We start from the raw sequence: 19,471 nt of genomic DNA on the forward strand, positions 1-19,471 counted from the left end.
GAGGCCCAGTCCTTAGTGCAGGTACGTGCCGGCGGCGAGCTGCGCCGCGCCGGCCGGTTCGTTGTTCAGTGCCGCGTCGTTCGGCTCGCCTTCGGTCTTGCCTTCGCCGAGCATGAATTTCGCAATCGCGCACGTAGGCGCCGCGGCCACTTCGTCGAGCAGCGCCACGTAGTGCTGCGCGAACTGCGCGACGAACGCCTCGTCGTACAGCGCAGCCGCGTAGGCGAATACGCAGTCGAGCCCTTCGTCGCCGCGCCGCAGTACGTCGAGCGCGAGTTCGAAACGCGCTTCGACGGTGCTTGCGTCGGTCTGCATGAGCGAGCCGCGCACGCCGTCCAGGTCGAGCGACGTAGCGAATTCGTCGTGGAGCACGAACTTGATCTGTGCGAGCGGATGCGAGGCGAGCCCGCTTGCGTGCTCGCGCCGTTCGCCGTGCGCGGCCACGACGCGATCGAACGGCACGTCTGCGTTGGCCTGGGCCTGAGTGCTGTCGTCGCGTACGGCACGCAGCAACGTGACGAACGAATCGGAGCCCTTCACCGATGCGCGCATGGCCAGCGTGTTCACGAAGAAGCCGATCAGGCCATCTGTTTCCACGCGGTCGCGGCCTGCAACGGGCACCGCCACGACGATGTCGCGCGCGTGGCTGTAGCGATAGAGCAGCGCATAGAAGGCCGCGAGCAGCACCATGAAGAGGGTCGCGCGCTCGGCGCGTGCAAGCGATTCGAGACGCGCGTTGAGCGCATCCGGAATGCGCACGCGTGTACTTGCAGCGCGCGGGTTGTATGGCGCGCAGCGCTCATGGTCGGTGGGCAAATCGATGGGCTGGTCGTAGCCGCTGAGGCGAGTGCGCCAGTAGTCGAGCTGCGCGTCGAACACCGCTCGCCCCTCGCCCGCGAAGTGTTCGCGCTGCCATGAAGCGTAGTCGGCGTACTGCACGGGCAGCGCCGGAAGCGCGCCAAGCACGTTTGTTTCGCCGCGTCGCGCCGCACGATACGCCGCGGCGAACTCCCGCAGCAGAATGTCGATCGACCAGCCATCGACCACGATGTGATGCATGACGATGTGCAGCACATGTTGCGACGCGCACCGCAGGAACGTGGCACGAACAAGCGGACCGCGCTGGAGATCGAATGGAGTACGCGTGCGTTCGTACAACGCGGCATCGAGTGTGCCCCGCTGCTTCGAATACGCTTCGTCCAGATCGACCACGTCCCACGTCCATGCCGACGCCGACTGCTCTGCCGGCACGATCTGCTGACGCGGCACGTCGCTCACTTCGACGAAGCGCGTACGCAACGCTTCGTGCCGGCGCACGAGTGCGTCGATCGCGCCACGCGTGGCATCGATGTCAGGCGGGCCGTCGAACGAGAGCGTGATGGGCACGTTGTACGCGGCGCTCTGAGGATCGAGACACCAGAGCACCCATAAGCGCTCCTGCGGCAGCGAGAGCGGCGCATCGCCGGCACTGCGTCGTGCCAGAGCCGCGGGCGCCGGCACATCGCCTGTGAATGAGGACCATCGCGTGTCGAGCGCGACGCCGAGCGCGGCGGGCGTGGTGTGGGCGAACAGCAAACCGGGCGGCACGTCACGTGCAAATCGTTCGCGCAGCCGTGCGGCCACTTTCAGCGCGAGCAGCGACCGGCCACCGAGCAGGAAGAAATCGTCCGATGCACCGGGCAACGGTATGTCGAGCACGTCGCGCCATACCTCGGCAATGACACGCGCGGTTGCCGTTAGTGGCTCGTCATGCGGCTTCTTTGCCGCTATCGCGTCGCGGCTGCGGTGGCGCGCATCGTGCACCGCAAACGGCACGATCGCCGCGCTGCGCCAGGCGTCAAAACAGGCACTGCGCTGCAGCTTGCCACTCGACGTGCGCGGCAGGTCGCCGGGTTCGAGCAGCAGGATCAGTCCGACCTCGTAGCCGAACGCTTCGCCCAGTGCGCTCGAAATCGCCGCGAAAATGCGCTCCGAAGCGATTCGTCTGCCTCGGCCACGTGGCACTTCCGCGGCCACGCCGATCGCTTCGGCTTCCTCTGCACCCTCTGCACCTTCGACCGGGAACGCCGCAATGCGCCCACGCCGCAGCGATTCGACACGATCGGCCAACACGGCTTCGAGATCCTGCGGGTACACGTTCTCGCCGCGCAACACGATCATGTCTTTGCGGCGACCGCAAACGAACAGTTCGCCTGCGTCGATGAAGCCCAGGTCACCAGTGCGCAACCATCGGCCGGGAAAACCTGGTGTGTCGTCGAGAAACGTGTCTGCCGTGGCTTGCGCGTTGTGCCAGTAGCCCTGCGTCACGCTAGGCCCGCTGCACCATATTTCGCCGACGCGCCCGTCGTTCAGGCGTTCGCGCGTGTCGGGGTCGACGATCGCGAACGTGTGGGCCCATGCCGGCCCACCGCAGCCGACCACGGCCTTGGCGTCAGCATCGCTTGCAGGCGGCAATGCGAGCGGCGTGGGCCTGGCGAGTGCGGACGCTGAAAAACGGCGCTCCGCAGCACCCGTACCGGCCTTCACGCCCGAAACGAACAGCGTTGCTTCCGCAAGGCCGTAGCACGCGTACATGGCACGCGGGTCGAGGCCGTGCGATGCGAAGCGGGCCACGAAGCCGTCGAAGGTGACCTGGCGAATCGGCTCGGAACCGCAGAACGCGACGCGCAACGAAGACAGATCGAGACCGTCGAGCTGCGCGTCGCGCACACGCTCTGTACAGAGCCGGAACGCGAAGTCGGGGCCGCCTGTGTGCGTGGCCCGCTCGGTCGCCACGCCCGTGAGCCAGCGCGCCGGACGTTCGAGAAAATGCAGCGGCGAGACGAGCGTGACCGGAAAGCCACAGAGCAGCGGCATCAGCACGCCGGCGATCAACCCCATGTCGTGATAGAGCGGCAGCCACGAGAACATGCGATCGCCGGGACGGCAATCCATGGCGTGCGCCATCACTGCCACGTTGATGCACAGATTCGCGTGACCCACCATGACGCCCTTCGGCGACGCCGTGGACCCCGACGTGTACTGCAAAAACGCAATCGCCTGCGGGTCGACGTGCTCGACGCAAAACCCGGCGGTTGGATCGACGTCGCGCGCCGTGGCATCCACGAGCACCGCATCCCCCAGCCCGTTACCCGCGACCGCCGCCGCAAGACCCGCGCGAGACGATGCGTCGAGCACCGCGATGCGCGCTGCGCAATCCGACGTCATACGGCGCAACCGCTCCACATGCGCGCTGTGCTGCGCTTCAGGCGGATAGGCGGGCACCGCGATCATGCCCGCGTACTGGCACGCGAAGAACGAGACGACATAGTCGAGGCCGCTCGGCAACATGAGCAGCACGCGATCGCCCGCTGCGCCGTGCCTACGCAATACCGCCGCGAGACGACGCGCGCCGGCGTCGAGCGCTGCGTAGTTCAACTCGCGCGCATCCGACTCGCCATCGGCAAGAAACCGCACTGCCACCTGATCGGGACGCTGCCGCACATGGGCCTGCAACGCCGAGACCAGATCGTCTGCCGGCAGCGTGCTCATCACACCTTCAGCATGGCGCGTACCGTCGCGGCTCGCGGCAGGGCTCACGGAGTGCCGCGTTTCGATCACAGTCATCCTTTCCTCCTGGGTTTCGCCATGCTTCGCGTCGGGCATGGCAAAAGAGCATGCGAATTCGCACCGCCGCGCGTACCTGCGAGGCACTGGCGGCAGCACAACGTCGTCATTGCGGGGGAATGGCGCAGCGTTTCTGCGGAACGCCTGCGTAGGGACTGCTTGATGCTTGCTGGGGTTGCCCGATACCTGCTTCAGTACGCGAAGCTGATGGGCGCTCCGCCGCGTGGATGCGGCACGATGCCCATCGGCACGCCGTAGATTTCGGCAAGCGTCGCTTCTTCGATGATCGTTTGCGCCGCCCCGCTTGCGAGCAGTGTGCCGCGCTTGAGCGCGATGAGCTCGTCGCAGAAACGCGCCGCCATGTTGACGTCGTGCAGCACCACCACGACGCCCAGCCCACGCCGCTGGCTGAGCGTGCGCACGAGATCGAGCACTTCGATCTGATGCGCGATATCGAGCGCCGAGATGGGCTCGTCGAGCAGCAGACATTGGCTGTCCTGCGCAACCAGCATGGCGATCCACGCGCGTTGCCGCTCGCCGCCCGAGAGGTTGTCCACGAGGCGGTCCGCGAAGTGAGCGATGTCCGTCAATTCCATGGCTTCGTCCACCCGGTCACGGTCGGTGCCCGTGAAGCGGCCGAGCGCGCCGTGCCACGGGTAGCGACCGAGCGAGACCAGTTCGCGCACGGTCATGCCGTTGGCGCCGGGCTGCTGTTGCGGCAAATACGCCACGCGTCGCGCAAACGCGCGGTTGTCCCATTCGGGCAGCGCTCGCCCTTCGAACGAGAGCGTGCCGGACGTAGGCGTCTGCTGACGCGCAAGCAGCTTGAGCAGCGTCGATTTACCCGAGCCGTTGTGACCGATGAGGCCGCATACGCGACCGGCCGGCAACGTCAGCGTGAGGGGCTGCAAGAGCACGCGTGGGCCCACGGCGAACGATACGTTGTCGAGTACGTACATCGGTTCGCGCTGCGGTTGTCGGGGTTGCCGGGGTTGCCCGATGGAGAGAATCGAAGCGTTGACGTTCATGATGCGGACATTCCAGATTGAGGAGCCACCGCCAGATCGGCGCAATGCATTGCTTCGAGCGGCATGCGCGCAAGTGCGGCGCCCGGCCCTTCTTCGACGATGCGGCCGAAATCGAGCTTGATGAAGCGGTCGGCAAGCGAGAAATAGCGGTCGTCATGCGTGATGACGAGCACGGTCTTGCCCTTCGCCTTCAACCCCGGCAGCAGGCGCCGGTAGAAGACGTCTTTGAACAGCGGGTCCTGGTCGGCGGCCCATTCGTCGAACACATAGAACGGCCGGTCCTCCAGGTAAGCGACGAGCAGCGCGAGCCGCTTGCGCTGCCCTTGCGACAACTGGAGCGTGGAGAAAACGCCGTCTTCGACACGCACCTTGTGGGCAAGCTGAAGCTCCTCCAGCAATTGCTGCGCGAGCGCATCCAGACCTTGCTGCGGCAGGCCCAGCAGGTTCTCGAAAAGGAAGAAGTCGCTGAACACCACCGAGAACTGCTGGCGGTACAGATCGCGTTGCGCCTCCTCCACGGGACTGCCGTCTAGCAGCACGTGGCCACTTTCCGGCACATAAAGGCCGACGAGCATCTTCGCGAGCGTGGTCTTGCCGCTGCCGTTGCCACCAATCAGAAAGACCACCTCGCCGGGACGAAACGCGAGATCGATTGGACCGAGCGTAAAGACCTCGTTCTCCTTCTCGCGGAAATAGCGGTGGGTCGCACCTTGCAGCGCAATCGTGGAGAACGGTTTGACGGCGGCCGGCGCGAGCGATTTTTCGGGCGGCAGTTCCGCGCTGACCTGTTCGATGCGTTCCAGCGCCACGCGTGCCGAACTGAGGTTCGGTATAGCGGACAGCACCGCCTCGATGGGCATGATCATGTAGACGAACACGATGGCGTAGCCCGACATGACGTGCGCGTCCACGCGAATGTGACGCGCAAACACGAAGAGTGTGAGGCCGATGAAGGCGAACAGAATGCAGTTGCCCCAGCTCGATGCCGCCGCGTAGAGCATATAGCCGCGCGTGCGCTGCACGCGCACCGCTTCGACGTTGGTTTCGAGCGTGTCGTCGATAAAGGCGCGCTTGCGCTCGCGGTGCAGCTTCAGTTCCTTCGCGCCGTCGAAGAGCGCGCGAAAGTGCTTGACGAGATCGTCCTCGCGCTTGCGCGAGCTACGCAGATGAAACATCGCGCGCGTGTGTGCATAACGAAAACCCGCCATGCCGAGCACGATGGAAACAACCGCCACGGCCAGAATGGGCCACGACAGATAACCGAGATAGACGAGACAGCCCACGATCACGGCGCTTTGCATCGCGAGCGAAGGCAGGCTCACGAAGAACACGACGATCGTATCCAGGTCTTGCGTGAGCACGGCGAGCGAGCGCGCCGCGCCCTGCTTTTCCAGATGCGGATACGACGCCTCGCCAATGCGCCGGATGGTGCGCATGCGCAGCGTCGCCTTCGCCTTTTGCCCCAGCCACATGAAGAGCGACTGCGCGAGCGTGCGCATGGCCACGACCACGACGCCGACCGCCAGAAACTGCCAGCCAAGGCGCGTGAGCTGCTCGGGCGCCGCACTGAGCGCCTGATTGACGAGCGCGAGCAGCGCAGCATTGCCGAGGCCGCCCGCGACACTCGCCGCGAGCGCGACGGCCAGCGCCCATCGCGATTTGCTTACCAGATGCAGAAGTAAGGACATGTATTTCCTTTGATGACGAGAGGTGCGCGGACATGCCGTGGCAACGGCTTCTTGCAGGCGCGGGTGTTCATTGCCGGCCCGCGTCCGCGCAGCAAGCCCTTACGCGTCCTCTTCGCCACGGCCGCTCGTGGTTGCAGAAGCATGTTCGTGTTTGTGTTCGTGCGCCTGCCGCATGCGTTTGAGAAAGGGGCAACGATCGCCCGCAGGCACGTTCGCGTCCTCGAGAAAATATTGCTTCCATTCGAGATTGCCGGGATCGCCGAAAAAACCCAGATCGGGATGTGCGGGAATCTCGTCCCACGCATCCAGCCGCTTGCGCACTTCGTTGCGCGCCTCGCGGCCAATAACCTTGTTGGTGATCGTATCGACGAAGACCGAGCGCGGCTGAAACAGCAGGACCATGCCCGGCCCCAGGTTGCGGCTGCGGCGTGCGCGAAACGAAGGGCACGCGCAGACCACGAACATCTGCACACCGGCATATGAAAACTCCCATGCTTCTTCCATCGGGTCCGGCTGTTCGTCGGCCTGCGCGTCGGGGTCGACGTCGTGCAGCTGCTGCAGGATGCGCCAGAACAACTCGCGATAAGCGCTGTGCGAAAGCGGCTGCACGTCGGGCTCGAAGAACACGGCCAGATTGTTCCTGCGGTACTGCGGTTGAGCCGAGAGCGTCGCGAACGTTTGCATCGTCGCGGGCAGTTCGCGCGTGTCTTTGCCGTTGACGAACGAATAGAACATCTCGCCGCGCCGCTCCGCTATCGTGCCGAAAAAGCACGGATACGCCGGGTCCAGCACCTGTGCGCGCAGCGTCGAATACGATGCGGCGAGCCACTCGGGAATCGACGCCGTAGCGCCCGTTGTGCGCCCTGCGATGACACGGCTGCGCCAATCGCCTGCATCGAACGCCAGGGGACCCGGGCGGCCGCCCGGCATCTGGCCGAACGCGCCTCCATTGCCTGCTTCCATCATTCGCTTCCTGCTCCACGTTTGAGCGCGACATGCGCGCGGGCTTTCCCGGGCCTTGGGGCCGGGAACGTCGTTGCTGCAATCGTGGGGAAGCGACGCCTTTCGTCTCGGTATCTTTCATGCGGCGCCACGGGTGAGGAAAATGCCCTGCGCGGGCGTCAAACCGTTGCCGGCTGATCGAGTTCGGCAACGAGTGCATTGACCCACTCGTCGGGAATGATCGGCTGGTGGTACGTGCACTCGTGCGAAGTCACGGTGGAGCCATGCAGGCGACCATCAGGAATCAGCACCTTGTCGCCGATGTGCATTTCAAGCTGCATGCCGACGTTGCCCCAGAACAGCATGTCGCCTTCTTCGATCGTCACGAGCCGATGATCGTTGTGCACGTGGGTGGTCGAACACATCTCCATCGGCTCGATGAACGTTTCGCGATCGATGTCGGGATACTCGGCATCGATGCGCGCGCTGATGCGATGCGCGAACGCAACGTAATGGCGAATCGAGGAGAGCCAGCGCAACTGCTCGCCGAGATCCCAGCGCGCGCGCTCGGCCAGCCGCTCGGCCGCGACGATGCCTTGCACGCACTGGCCGTGCGCCTGCTCGCCCATCTCCACGGCTAGACGCCGCAGCGCTTTCGCGCAGCGCTGAACAAGTTCGTTCTTGAGGGTCTTTGCCTCTGCCGGTGCCCTGCCTGCGGGCTGCAAATGGGCACAGGCGCGCTCCAGTGCGAGACCGAACGCGAGCCACTCGGCCTCGGCACCAAAGGCAGCGCCGACGAGCCCGAACGCACGGTCCGGTCGGCGCGCCAGCGCGTAGAGCAGATTGCATTTCGCGGTGCTCGTCGGCAGATAGAACTGCCAGTAGGCGTGCTGACGGCCCGTTACGCCCATTGCAGCCGCTACGCGTTCCAGCAATGCGTCGTCGGGCGTTGCGGCATGCAAGGTCGGACGCTCGGCTGGCGCAAGCAGATCGAAGAAGCCGCTCGCCTGCGCACGTGCCAGCGCGCGGCGCTTCGATACCGCGAGCGCCCAGCGTTGAACCATGATGAAACGCAGCCCTTCTTCGAGATAGTCGTTGGCGACGAGGCGCGCGAACGTGTCGCTCCAGAAGGCAAGTTCGGCGTCGACGATGGCTGCGAGCCGTGCGCTTGCCCTCTCCACCGACTCACCCGCGTCGACGTCTTTGCTCAAGTACTCGAATGCGTAGGCCTCCAGAAAAGGGACGATCTGTGCGCCGAGTACGCGCGTGTTCTCATCGTGGAATTCGGTGAAACGCCGCCATGAGTCGGGACCGCTGCCTGCCGGAGCGCGGGCAATGTCGAGCTCGTAGATCGACATCAACGTGCGGCCGGAGGCCAGTGCCGCCAGACGGCTCACGTTGTGCGGCCGCACGGGCTTCATGAACTTGAGGAACGCAAAGTCCTCGGGACGCAGCGGCCGACGATGAAAGTCGTCGTCCAGCACGAGTTCATCCACGGTTGCGCTGCGAAAGGGCGCAGCCGCCGCGAATGCCTTGATGAGCGAGACGTAGTGCTCGCTCTTGCCCTCGAACGGCGAAAAGTCGAAGAGCGGAAGCGAATTGGAATGCGTGGTCATCGGGTCATTCTCCAGTTCTCCAGGTTGCCATCCTCGATTTCGAGCGATACGAGCAGCGCGATTGCGTTCGCGTCTGCGTTTGCATTTGCCGTCCCTGCCCTTATGGCGTGGCTGCGCCCGACTCGCCCGTCATGGCAACGAGCACACGGCGCCTGCCCTCGTATGGCGCGCGGCCATGCGATATCAGCACGTTATCGAGCACCATGAGATCGCCGTCATGCCAGTCGAACGAGAGCATCGTTTCGCGATAGACGGCGCGAATCTCGTCGAGCATGGCGGCTTCGATGGGCGTGCCGTCGCCGAAACAGGTGTTGCGCGGCAAACGGTCTTCGTCGACAACGTCCAGCAGCGCTTCGCGCAGCGCCTGCGGCAGATTCGTGAAATGAAAGAGATGCGCCTGGTTGAACCAGACGCGCTCGCCGGTAACGGGGTGACACAGCTCCGACGGACAGACCTCGCGCGTACGCAGCGCCTCGCCATCGTCAAGCCATTCGTATTCGATGCCACGCTCGCGGCAATAACGATCCACGCCTGATCGTTCAGTGGTGCCAAACACCTGCTGCCATGGCACGTCCAGACCATTGCCATAGTTGCGCACGTACATGACGCCGCGCTCGGCGAAACGCCGGCGCAGCGACGGCGACAGCCGCTCGTACACGCGCCGGCTGTCGGCCACGGGCGTGGCGCCGCCCCGTGCCGACGCCACGTCGCAGTAGAACCAGATGCGCGCGGGCCAATGGCGCGTATAGGACTGCTCGTTGTGCTGATCGATCCACTGGTCGGCGGGATATTCCGTGGAGGAGTAGACGCCATTTTCGATGCGGCTTCGCGGCGTGGAACCGAATTCGTAGTCGAGCGCGCGACCGAAATGCGAGACGAAGCGGTCGAAGCCGCCGACTCCCGCAGGATGAAAGCCGCGCAACAACACCCCGCCGTGACTCGACAACGCCGCCTCGATACGCGCGCGCAAGACCGCCAGACTCTCATCGAGCGGACGGCCGTCTTGGGCCTCGATCACCGCGAGACGCGTGCCGTTGCTTTCGAACACCTGCTCCCTGAGCGCAACCGTATGGGTCAATAGCGTCATGAAGGCTCTCTCGCGAAAGATGGCGCAGCGTCCGCGCACTTCGCTTCGCCCGGTGCCGGCGCGGCCTCGAGTGCGGCGGCTATGGCGGCAAGTACCGCGTCTGCGTCTTCGGTGATGAAGAAATGCCCGCCGGGGAAGCGATGAATCGCGCAACGGTCCCTCGTTTCGTGGGACCACGCTTCGACGTCTGCCACATCGTGCGTTGCCGGGTCATCACGTCCGATGAAGACGTCGATCGCGCAGTCGAGCGGCTGACTGCCCGAGGCCACTCGCATGGCGAGATGAGCGGGATGTACCCCGCACAAATGGAAATCGGCACGCAGGGCGGGCAGCATGAAATCGATGAACTCGCGGTCGTCGAGTAGCGCCGCGGGCGTCCCGCCACGCACGCGCAGGCGCTCGACAAGAACCTCGGATCGAGCCGCGAGCCAGTGCGTTTCGATGCCCCGACGCGCGGGCGAAACGGTTCCCGACGCACCGAACCAGACGGGGCCGGGAAGCCCGCGCTGCCGCAGCGCGTGGGTCAGTTCGAGGCCCACGAGGGCGCCCATGCTGTGGCCGAAAATCGCGAACGGGGTCTGCGTATCGAGGGTGCCCGCGACCTCGTCAGCCACCGAGCTAACGAGAGACGGCCAGTCGGCCAGAAGCGGGCGGTCGCGCTTCACGCCATGGCCGGGCAGATCGATCGCCATGACGTCGATGAACGAAGGCAACTGACGCGGCCATGTCCGATAGAGCGCCGCGTTGCCGCCTGCATGCGCAAGGCAAACGAGCGTGATGGGCGGCATAACCCCAACCTCTTGCGTCGCGGCGCGCATCGCTCAGACAGCCGCCGTTCCGGCGCCGCGCGACGCCTCTCCTGCTTGCGCATCGGCTTGCGCCATCGCCTTGCGCAGGCTCAACGGACGCATGTCGGTCCACACCTCGTCCACCCACCGGAGGCATTCGTCCTTCAATCCCGACTTGCCCGCGGCACGCCAACCGGCGGGAATCGCCTTGTATTCCGGCCAGATCGAGTACTGCTCTTCGTGGTTCACCACCACGACAAACTGCGTGTTTTCGTCGCCCCAGCTCATGATTTTTCCATCCTCCGCACGTTTCAAATGAATGCGAATGCAAGTCATTATCATTTACGTGATGATGGATAGAGCAAGGCACGCTGTCAAGTTACTTTTTGTGGAGCGCTGGCGCTTACGGGCGCGAGCCTGTACCCGCACTCCTCGTGAGGCGGCTTCGGCTCGGAAAGGTCATCGTGATGACGAGTCCGCCATCGGACGCGTTGGAGACCTGAAGCGTGCCGCCGTGATGGCGGACGAGGCGGCGCACGATCGCGAGCCCCAGACCGCTGTGCGCGGTGCCGCCGCGCGCGGGATCGAGCCGGACGAACGGGCGCAGCACGCGGTCGAGGTCAAGCTCGGGCACGCCGGGACCATGGTCGCGCACCACGAGTTCGTAATGGTCCTCGTGCGCTCGCGTCGAAATCTCGACGGGCGGCTCGCCATAGGTCAGCGCATTTTCGACGAGGTTCGAGAGGATGCGGTCGATATCGACCGTGGGCAGCATGAAGTCCGGCCCCGCGTGCAGATCGAGCGTGACGAGCGCATCCGCGTCGGGTTCGCCGCCGGGACTCAGTGCATCGGTGTAATCGCGGCGGCAGTGCGTGTCTACGCTGATCTGCGGCGAACCTTCGGGGCTCTCGCGGGCGAAGTCGAGAAACTGCGTGATGACGCGCGACATGGATTCGGTATCGCGCAGAAAGCCGTCGCGATCGGCGCGGTCGGTCAGCAGGTCCGCACGCACCTGCATGCGCGTGATCGGTGTGCGCAGGTCGTGCGCGATGCTCGCGAGCATCACGGCGCGCTCGCGCTCGGCCTCGGCCAGTTCGCGCGTCATGTCGTTGAAGTCGTCGATCAACTCGCGCACCTCACGCGGTCCGCGCTTGCGCACGAGGCTCGCATGAACGCCCATGCGATGCTCGCGCGCCGCGGCGGCGAGGTCGCGTACCGTCCCGTTGAACCGCCACGCGAGCACCACCGCGACCACGACAGCAAACGCCAACGTCAACGCCAGCGCGCCGGTGAAGCGGTAGAGCGGCACGTCTGCCTGCGGCAGCACGATGCCGCGCGTGCTGCCTGCCGGGAGCACGCGCAGCGTGCCGTCGTTGTCCATTGCCACGTGGGTGCCCGGCGGCAGCACGTGCCGCAGTTGCCGTTCGATGGGCCCGATCGTGTCGACGCGAAAGCGCTGCGCCTCGGCGGCCGGCAGTTTCTTCAGGTCCACGAACGAAATGCCGAGGATGTTCGCCACCGACCGCTCGCCGCTCTCCTGCCCGCCCATGCTCGCAGCCGCTTCTACGACGCGCGAAATATGGAAGGCGGCGAGGCTCGCGCGGCTTCGCTCGATCAGCAGCAGCGACGTGAGGTGAACCAGCACGAGCAGGCCCACCGTGGAGATGACGAGCCGACCGAACATCGAATCAAACGGATTCTTCATCGGCCGGGCTGTCGGGAATGAACATGTAGCCCACGCCGCGCATGGTCTGAAGCCGGCGCGGATTGGACGGATCGTCTTCGATCAGGCGGCGCAGGCGCCACACCGGCACGTCGATGCCGCGTTCCGTTACTTCGGCGTCCGGACCGTAGAGCAGTTCGATGAGCCGCGTGCGCGAGAGTGTTTCCATGGGATGCGAGGCGAGCACTTCGAGCAGCGCGTACTCGCCGCCGGTGAGCTTCACGGGCGTGCCTTCGCACAGCAGCGTGCGCGACGAGAAATCCAGTTCGAAACGGCCGAACCTGCACGGCACGCGCTTCTCCTGCGCCGCCGTGGTTTGCGGCCGGCCCTGGCGGCGCAGCACCGCATGAATGCGCGCGAGCAGTTCCTGCGGCATGAACGGCTTGGCGAGATAGTCGTCCGCGCCGAGTTCAAGACCCAGCACGCGGTCCACGCCTTCCGCGCGCGCGGTCAGCATGATGACCGGAATCGTGTCGCCGCTGACGCGCAACTGTTTGAGCGCGGTGAGGCCATCCACGCCCGGCATCATGAGGTCCAGCACGATGATGGACGGACGCTCGCGCTCGAGCCGCCGCGCCAGATTCGTGGCGTCGTGCAAGACAGAGAAAGCGATGCCGCGCTGCTGGAAGAACTTGCGCAGCAGGTCGCGCAGCTCGGCGTCGTCGTCGACGAGCAGGACTTGCAGCGCGGAGTCAGAGAGGGCTGGAGCGTGCACTTCGGTCGTTCGGGGCGAGGTGGGGACGGGGTAATCGTAGCCCGGAGAAGGCCCGATTGGCTTTCGGAATATTACTGAGATTTGCGCCCGCGCGAGGTAAATGCCGCGCGGCCCGGTGTTTCGCACGCCGAAAGCCACCCCCTCGTCAATTTCATCTGTCTTGGCGCGTCACTGAACAGTAAGTTTCCGTAAGCACGAAAAAATGCGCCATCGGTAGCGTTACGCCTTGCCCAGCACCGGTCCCGCTGGGGTGCCGCTGAAGTGCCACTGAAGCGTCCGGTGCCGTCCCGTTCTCGCATCGCGAGCCATCGCGATGTCCAAACAGGTCAAAGATGAAGACGCCAATCCTCCCGAACCACGCGCACCACCGCATGACGTGCAAGCCGCGGCGGCTATTTGCCGCGCTCTCGATGCTCGCGATACTCGGCACCGCCGGCTGTAGCAAGCAGGCTGGCGGGCCGCCCGCCGGCTTCGCCGCCCAAACCGCCCAGGTGGGCGTGCTCACGCTCGCGCCGCAGCACATCGTCGAAACCACCGAACTCTCCGGCCGCCTTTCCTCGCAGAAGGTCTCCGACGTGCGCCCGCAGGTGAGCGGCATCATCCTCAAGCGCCTGTTCGTGGAAGGCGGCGACGTGAAGGCGGGCCAGGTGCTGTACCAGATCGATCCGGCCACGTACCAGGCCGCCTACGACCAGGCACGCGGCACGCTCGAAAACGCGCGCGCCACGTTGGCCGATGCGAAGACGAAAGCGGACCGCTACACGGAACTCGTGAAGATCAACGCCGTGAGCAAGCAGGACTACGACGACGCCGTCGCCGCCGTCCACCAGGACGCCGCCACCGTGACAGCCGACGAGGCAGCGCTCGAATCCGCGCGTGTGAACCTCGAATACACGCGCGTGCGGGCGCCTATTTCAGGGCGCATCGGCGCATCGACCGTGACGGAAGGCGCGCTCGTCACCTCCGACCAGACTACGGCGCTCGCTACCATCCAGGCGTTCGACCAGATGTACCTCGACGTCACGCGCCCCAGCACCGAATGGCTGAAGCTGCGCAGGGCGTTCGCCTCCGGTCGACTGAAGAAGACGGGCACCGACAGCGCCGCCGTCACGCTCGTGATGGAAGACGGCACCGAATACGCGCACCCCGGCGCGCTGCAGTTCTCCGGCGTCACGGTGGATGCCACCACCGGTTCCGTCACGCTGCGCAGCACGTTCCCGAACCCCGAGCGCGAATTGCTGCCCGGCATGTTCGTGCGCGCCCGTCTGGAAGAGGGCGAGAACGACAACGCGATACTCGTGCCGCAGATGGCCGTGACACGCGCGTCGGACGGCAAGGCGAGCGTCTACGTGGTGGACGCGGCCGGCAAGGCGCAGCAGGTGCAGGTGGTGGCCGACAACGCGTTCGGCGACCAGTGGATCGTGACGTCGGGCCTGCACGCAGGCGACCGCGTGATCGTGAGCGGTCTGCAAAGCGTGCATGCGGGCGCGCCGGTCAAGGTAGCCGCCGATACGTCGCAGACGCAGGAGAAAGCGGCATCCGCCGCACCCGCCGCATCCGATGCGGCCGACGCATCCGCTGCCGACACGGCCTCGGCCGTGTCGGCACAACGCTAGGCGGAGAACGGCATGGCAGAGTTCTTCATCAAGCGTCCCATTCTCGCGTGGGTCATGGCCATCGTCATCATGCTGGTGGGTGCGGCGGCGGTCACGACTCTTCCTGTCGCGCAGTACCCCACCATCGCGCCGCCCTCGGTGCAGATAACGGCCACCTACCCCGGCGCCTCCGCCGACACCGTCGCGGCCACCGTGACCCAGGTGATCGAGCAGAAGCTGAGCGGCATCGACAACGTGCTGTACATGTCGTCCACGAGCAGTTCCGCGGGGCAGGCCACCATCACGCTGACGTTCAATCCCGGCACGAATCCCGACATCGCGCAGGTTCAGGTGCAGAACAAGGTGACGCAGGCCACGCCTACCCTGCCGGAGACCGTGCAGGAGCAAGGCGTGCAGGTGGCGAAGGCATCGACGAACTTCCTCCTGATCGTCGCGCTCTCGTCGCCGGGCGGCACCTGGAATTCGGTGGACCTGGGCAACATCATCGCCACGCAGATCGAAGATCCGCTTTCGCAGTTGAACGGCGTGGGCGACGTGACGTTGTTCGGCGCGCAGCACGCCATGCGCATCTGGCTCAACCCCGTGAAGCTGCATAGCTTCGGACTCACGACCTCGGACGTGACCACGGCTATCACGAACCAGAACGTCGAACTTTCCTCGGGGCAGGTAGGCGGGTCGCCGGCCACAGATTCGCAGGCCATCAACGCGACCATCCGCTCGTCGAGCCTTCTGACCACGGCCGATCAGTTCGCCAACATCCTGTTGCGCGTGAACACCGACGGCTCACGCGTGCTGCTGAAGGACGTGGCGCGCGTCGAAGTGGGCGGCGACAGCTACGAGACGTCGTCGCGCCTGAACGGCAAGCCCGCCGCGGCGCTCGCCATCAAGCTCGCCACGGGCGCCAACGCGCTGGACGCAGCCAACGCCGTGCGCGCGAAGCTCGCCGAAATCCAGCCGCAATTGCCGAAGGACGTCGCGATCAGTTATCCGTACGACACCACGCCGTTCGTGCGCATCTCGATCGAAGAGGTCGTGAAGACGCTGTTCGAAGCGGTCGTGCTGGTGTTCCTCGTGATGTACCTGTTCCTGCAAAACGTGCGTGCCACGCTGATTCCCACCATCGTGGTGCCCGTTGCGCTGCTCGGCACGTTCGGCGTGATGTCGATGATCGGTTTTTCGATCAACGTGCTCTCGATGTTCGCGATGGTGCTCGCCATCGGCCTGCTCGTGGACGACGCCATCGTGGTGGTGGAAAACGTCGAGCGCATCATGAGCGAGGAAAAGCTGGGCCCGAAGGAAGCCACGCAGAAAGCGATGGGGCAGATTACCGGCGCGCTGATCGGCGTGACCACGGTGCTCACCGCCGTGTTCATTCCCATGGCGTTCTTCGCGGGCTCCACGGGCGCGATCTACCGGCAATTCTCCATCACCATCGTCTCGGCGATGCTGCTGTCCGTCATGCTCGCGCTCACGCTTACGCCGGCGCTGTGCGCCACGCTGCTCAAGCGCATCGACGTGGAGCACCACGAAAAGCGCGGCTTTTTCGGCTGGTTCAACCGGTGGTTCGCAAAGAGCAACGCGGGCTACAGTTCCACGCTCGCTCGCGTGGTCGCGCGGCCCGCGCGTTACATGCTCCTTTACGGCGTGATCGCAGGCATCGTGGCGTTGCTCTATGTCACGCTGCCCTCCTCGTTCCTGCCCGACGAAGACCAGGGCTACTTCATCGTGTCGATCAGCGCGCCCGCGGGCACGCCGGCCTCGCGCACGCTGAAGACGGTGGAGGCCGTGGAGCAGTACGTGCTGAAAGACGAGCCGGGCGTCAAGCAGATCATCGCCATCAACGGCTTCAGCTTCAACGGGGAAGGACAAAACAACGCCATTGCGTTCGTGGACCTCAAGGACTGGAGCCAGCGCGGCGCCCATGACAGCGCACAGGCCATCATCGCGCGCGCCAATCAGCATTTCGCCGGCAATCGCGATGCGCGCATCTTCGTGCTGAATCCGCCCGCCATTCAGGAACTGGGTACGCAAAGCGGCCTCGACTTCGAGATAGAAGACCGTGGCGACGCTGGCCACGACAAGCTGCTCGCGGCACGCAACCAGTTCCTCGGCATGGCGTCGCAAGAGCCGACGCTCGCGATGGTGCGCCCGTCCGGCCTTGAAGACACGCCGCAGTTGAAGGTGGACATCGACCGCGAAAAAGCCAACGCGCTGGGGCTTTCCATCTCCGACGTCAACGACACGTTGCAGACTGCGTTCGGTTCGTCCTACGTGAACAACTACATCGACACGGGGCGCGTGCAGAAGGTCTATGTGCAGTCCGACGCGCCGTATCGCATGATGCCCACGGACCTCGGCAACTGGTACGTCAAGGCCAGCAGTTCGTCGTCCAGCTCTTCGTCGAGTTCGGGTTCAAGCTCGTCCTCGTCTTCCACCACGACGACGAGCACCACAGGCTACGACTCCACGATGGTGCCGTTCTCGTCGTTCGCAAAGAGCCACTGGACGTTCGGGCCGCCGCAGATCGAGCGTTACAACCGGCAGCTCGCCATGGGCATTTCGGCCGCCACGCGGCCTGGCGTGAGCACCGGCGAGGCCATGAACGCGGTCGAGCAGCTCGCGCACAAACTGCCGCCCGGCTTCGCTCTGGAATGGACGGGACAGTCTTACCAGGAGAAGCAGGCCGGCTCGCAGGCTACGACGCTCTACGCGATCTCGCTCGTCGTCGTGTTCCTGTGCCTCGCAGGTCTCTACGAAAGCTGGTCGATTCCGCTCGCCGTGCTGCTCGTCGTGCCGCTCGGCGTGCTGGGCGCGTTGCTTGCCGCTCACGGGCGCGGACTCGCGAACGACATCTACTTCAAGGTGGGGCTGCTGGCCACGATCGGGCTTTCCACGAAGAACGCCATTCTGATTGTCGAGTTCGCGAAGGACCTCCAGGCGCAAGGGCACAGCCTTGTGGATGCCGTGCTCGAAGCGGCCCACATGCGTCTGCGACCTATCCTGATGACCTCGCTCGCGTTCGTGTTCGGCGTGCTGCCGCTCGTCATCAGCACGGGCGCCGGCGCCAGCGCGCGCCACGCTATCGGCACGGGCGTCACGGGCGGCATGATCGCGGCCACGGTGCTCGCCATCTTCTTCGTACCGGTCTTCTTCGTCGTGGTGCGCAGACTGTTCAAGGAACACGGTCACACCACGGACTCCGCTGACATCAACGAGGGCAACGCATGAAACGCACACTGATCGCCCTTCTCTGTGCGGCCGCACTGGCAGGCTGTACGCTCGACCCGACGTACCAGCGCCCGGCCGCGCCGGTCGACAGCACCTGGTCCACCGTGCCCGCGCCGGCGCAGCAGAAGCCCGCGCAGGGTACGGCTGCGGCACCGCTGGGTGCCGACCTCGGCTGGCGCGACTTCTTCAAAGATCCGCGCCTGCAAAAGCTGATCGAACTCGCGCTCGCCAACAACCGCGACATGCGCGTCGCCGCGCTCAACGTGGCGCAGTACGAAGCGCAGTACCGCATTGCGCGCGCGAACATCGGCCCGACCATCAGCGCATCCGGCTCGGTCACGCGCGAACGCGTGGAAGGCTCCACGAGCGCCTACAGTTCGAGCAGCGCGAGCGTGGGCCTCACGTCGTGGGAAATCGACTTCTTCGGCCGCCTGCGCAGCCTGAAGCGCCAGGCGCTGGAGCAATATCTCTCGACGGACGCCGCGCGCACCAGCACGCAGATCAGTCTGATCGCGACAGTCGCCACGGACTATCTGCAACTGCTCTCCGACGAAGCTTCATTGCAGATCACGCAGAACACCGTGGACGCGGACCAGCACACCTACGACCTCACGGTCAGCATGATGAAGATGGGCAGCGCGTCGCTGCAGGACGTGCGCCAGGCCGAAAACTCGCTTGCCAGCGCGCGCTCGAGCCTCGCCTCGTACACGCGTGCGGTGGCGCAGGACCGCAACAACCTCGTGGCCGAAATCGGCGCGCCGCTGCCCGACGATCTGCCGCAGGGCCCGTCGCTGATGGAAAGCGAGAACACGCTTGCGGACATTGGCGAAGGCGTGCCGTCGGATCTGCTCACGCGCCGCCCCGACATTGTCGAAGCGGAGCACACGCTGAAGGCTGGCAATGCGAACATCGGCGCGGCGCGGGCCGCGTTCTTTCCGAAGATCGAGCTGACGGCTTCGGCGGGCACCACGAGCGGCAGCCTCTCGAACCTCTTCAAGGCCGGCACGGGCGCGTGGACGTTTGCGCCGTCCATCTCGGTGCCCATCTTCGACTTCGGCTACAACCGCGCCTCGCTGGACGTGGCGAAGGTCGAAAAGGACATCGACATCGCCAACTACGAAAAGGCCATCCAGACGGCGTTCAAGGAAGTGTCCAACGCGCTCGCGGGACGCACGACCTACGTCACGCAGGTGGCTGCGGACCGCGACTACGTGGGCTCGGCGCAGCAGTACTACGACCTCGCGCAGGCACGCTACCGCAGCGGCACCGACAGCTTCCTGACGCTGCTCGACGCACAGCGCACGCTCTACACCGCGCAACAGCAACTCGTCACCGACATGCTCGCCAAGCAGTCGAACCTGATCACGCTGTACAAGGTGCTGGGCGGCGGGTGGTCGGAGACGAGTGCGGTGGCGGCGCAAGATCCATGACGCG

13 protein-coding genes are annotated in these 19,471 nt (G+C 65.2%); 3 read left to right on the plus strand and 10 right to left on the minus strand.

Translation table 11 applies throughout. The features are described 5' to 3' along the window. Positions 1-12: 12 nt before the first annotated feature. The 10 genes from PKKP23_RS05420 to PKKP23_RS05465 form a co-directional block, all read right to left on the minus strand. A complete protein-coding gene (locus PKKP23_RS05420; protein ID WP_126876086.1) occupies positions 13-3,606 on the minus strand; it encodes a condensation domain-containing protein in 3,594 nt (1,197 codons plus the stop codon). 191 nt (positions 3,607-3,797) lie between these two features. Next, positions 3,798-4,634 carry an ATP-binding cassette domain-containing protein gene (locus PKKP23_RS05425; protein ID WP_126876087.1) on the minus strand — a complete coding sequence of 279 codons (837 nt, stop codon included), beginning with the start codon at positions 4,632-4,634 and terminating at the stop codon, positions 3,798-3,800. Then, on the minus strand, positions 4,631-6,322 hold the full coding sequence (locus tag PKKP23_RS05430) for a cyclic peptide export ABC transporter (RefSeq protein ID WP_126876088.1): 1,692 nt from the start codon (positions 6,320-6,322) through the stop codon (positions 4,631-4,633). The genes PKKP23_RS05425 and PKKP23_RS05430 overlap by 4 nt, the downstream gene beginning before the upstream one ends. A gap of 99 nt (positions 6,323-6,421) precedes the next feature. Then, the gene (locus PKKP23_RS05435; protein WP_126876140.1) at positions 6,422-7,285 is read right to left on the minus strand and encodes a YqcI/YcgG family protein; all 864 of its coding nucleotides are present in this window, start codon (positions 7,283-7,285) and stop codon (positions 6,422-6,424) included. Positions 7,286-7,443: 158 nt separating this feature from the next. Beyond that, positions 7,444-8,880: a cupin domain-containing protein gene (locus tag PKKP23_RS05440; protein ID WP_126876089.1), complete on the minus strand. Its 1,437-nt coding sequence runs from the start codon at positions 8,878-8,880 to the stop codon at positions 7,444-7,446. Positions 8,881-8,980: 100 nt separating this feature from the next. Beyond that, the gene (locus tag PKKP23_RS05445; RefSeq protein WP_126876090.1) at positions 8,981-9,967 is read right to left on the minus strand and encodes a TauD/TfdA family dioxygenase; all 987 of its coding nucleotides are present in this window, start codon (positions 9,965-9,967) and stop codon (positions 8,981-8,983) included. Further along, positions 9,964-10,755 carry a thioesterase II family protein gene (locus PKKP23_RS05450; protein WP_126876091.1) on the minus strand — a complete coding sequence of 264 codons (792 nt, stop codon included), beginning with the start codon at positions 10,753-10,755 and terminating at the stop codon, positions 9,964-9,966. Before PKKP23_RS05450 ends, PKKP23_RS05445 begins: the two co-directional genes overlap by 4 nt. Before the next feature lie 33 nt (positions 10,756-10,788). Then, positions 10,789-11,043: an MbtH family protein gene (locus PKKP23_RS05455; protein WP_126876092.1), complete on the minus strand. Its 255-nt coding sequence runs from the start codon at positions 11,041-11,043 to the stop codon at positions 10,789-10,791. A gap of 115 nt (positions 11,044-11,158) precedes the next feature. Beyond that, positions 11,159-12,460, minus strand: a complete 1,302-nt coding sequence (locus PKKP23_RS05460) for an ATP-binding protein (protein ID WP_126876093.1) — start codon at positions 12,458-12,460, stop codon at positions 11,159-11,161. Continuing rightward, positions 12,444-13,193 (minus strand): response regulator, encoded by a 750-nt coding sequence (locus PKKP23_RS05465; protein WP_126876094.1) that lies wholly within the window; start codon positions 13,191-13,193, stop codon positions 12,444-12,446. Before PKKP23_RS05465 ends, PKKP23_RS05460 begins: the two co-directional genes overlap by 17 nt. 332 nt (positions 13,194-13,525) lie before the next feature. Between PKKP23_RS05465 and PKKP23_RS05470 the strand changes: the two genes are divergently transcribed. From PKKP23_RS05470 to PKKP23_RS05480, 3 genes are read left to right on the plus strand one after another with little or no spacing between them, the layout of a single operon-like run. Next, positions 13,526-14,809 carry an efflux RND transporter periplasmic adaptor subunit gene (locus PKKP23_RS05470; protein ID WP_126876095.1) on the plus strand — a complete coding sequence of 428 codons (1,284 nt, stop codon included), beginning with the start codon at positions 13,526-13,528 and terminating at the stop codon, positions 14,807-14,809. 12 nt (positions 14,810-14,821) lie between these two features. After that, entirely contained in the window at positions 14,822-18,037 is a 3,216-nt protein-coding gene (locus PKKP23_RS05475) for an efflux RND transporter permease subunit (RefSeq protein WP_126876096.1), read from the plus strand. After that, positions 18,034-19,467, plus strand: a complete 1,434-nt coding sequence (locus PKKP23_RS05480; RefSeq protein ID WP_126876097.1) for an efflux transporter outer membrane subunit — start codon at positions 18,034-18,036, stop codon at positions 19,465-19,467. Before PKKP23_RS05475 ends, PKKP23_RS05480 begins: the two co-directional genes overlap by 4 nt. Positions 19,468-19,471 lie beyond the last annotated feature (4 nt).

The sequence above is a fragment of the Paraburkholderia kururiensis JCM 10599 = LMG 19447 genome (assembly GCF_003986935.1).
Lineage (GTDB): Bacteria > Pseudomonadota > Gammaproteobacteria > Burkholderiales > Burkholderiaceae > Paraburkholderia > Paraburkholderia kururiensis.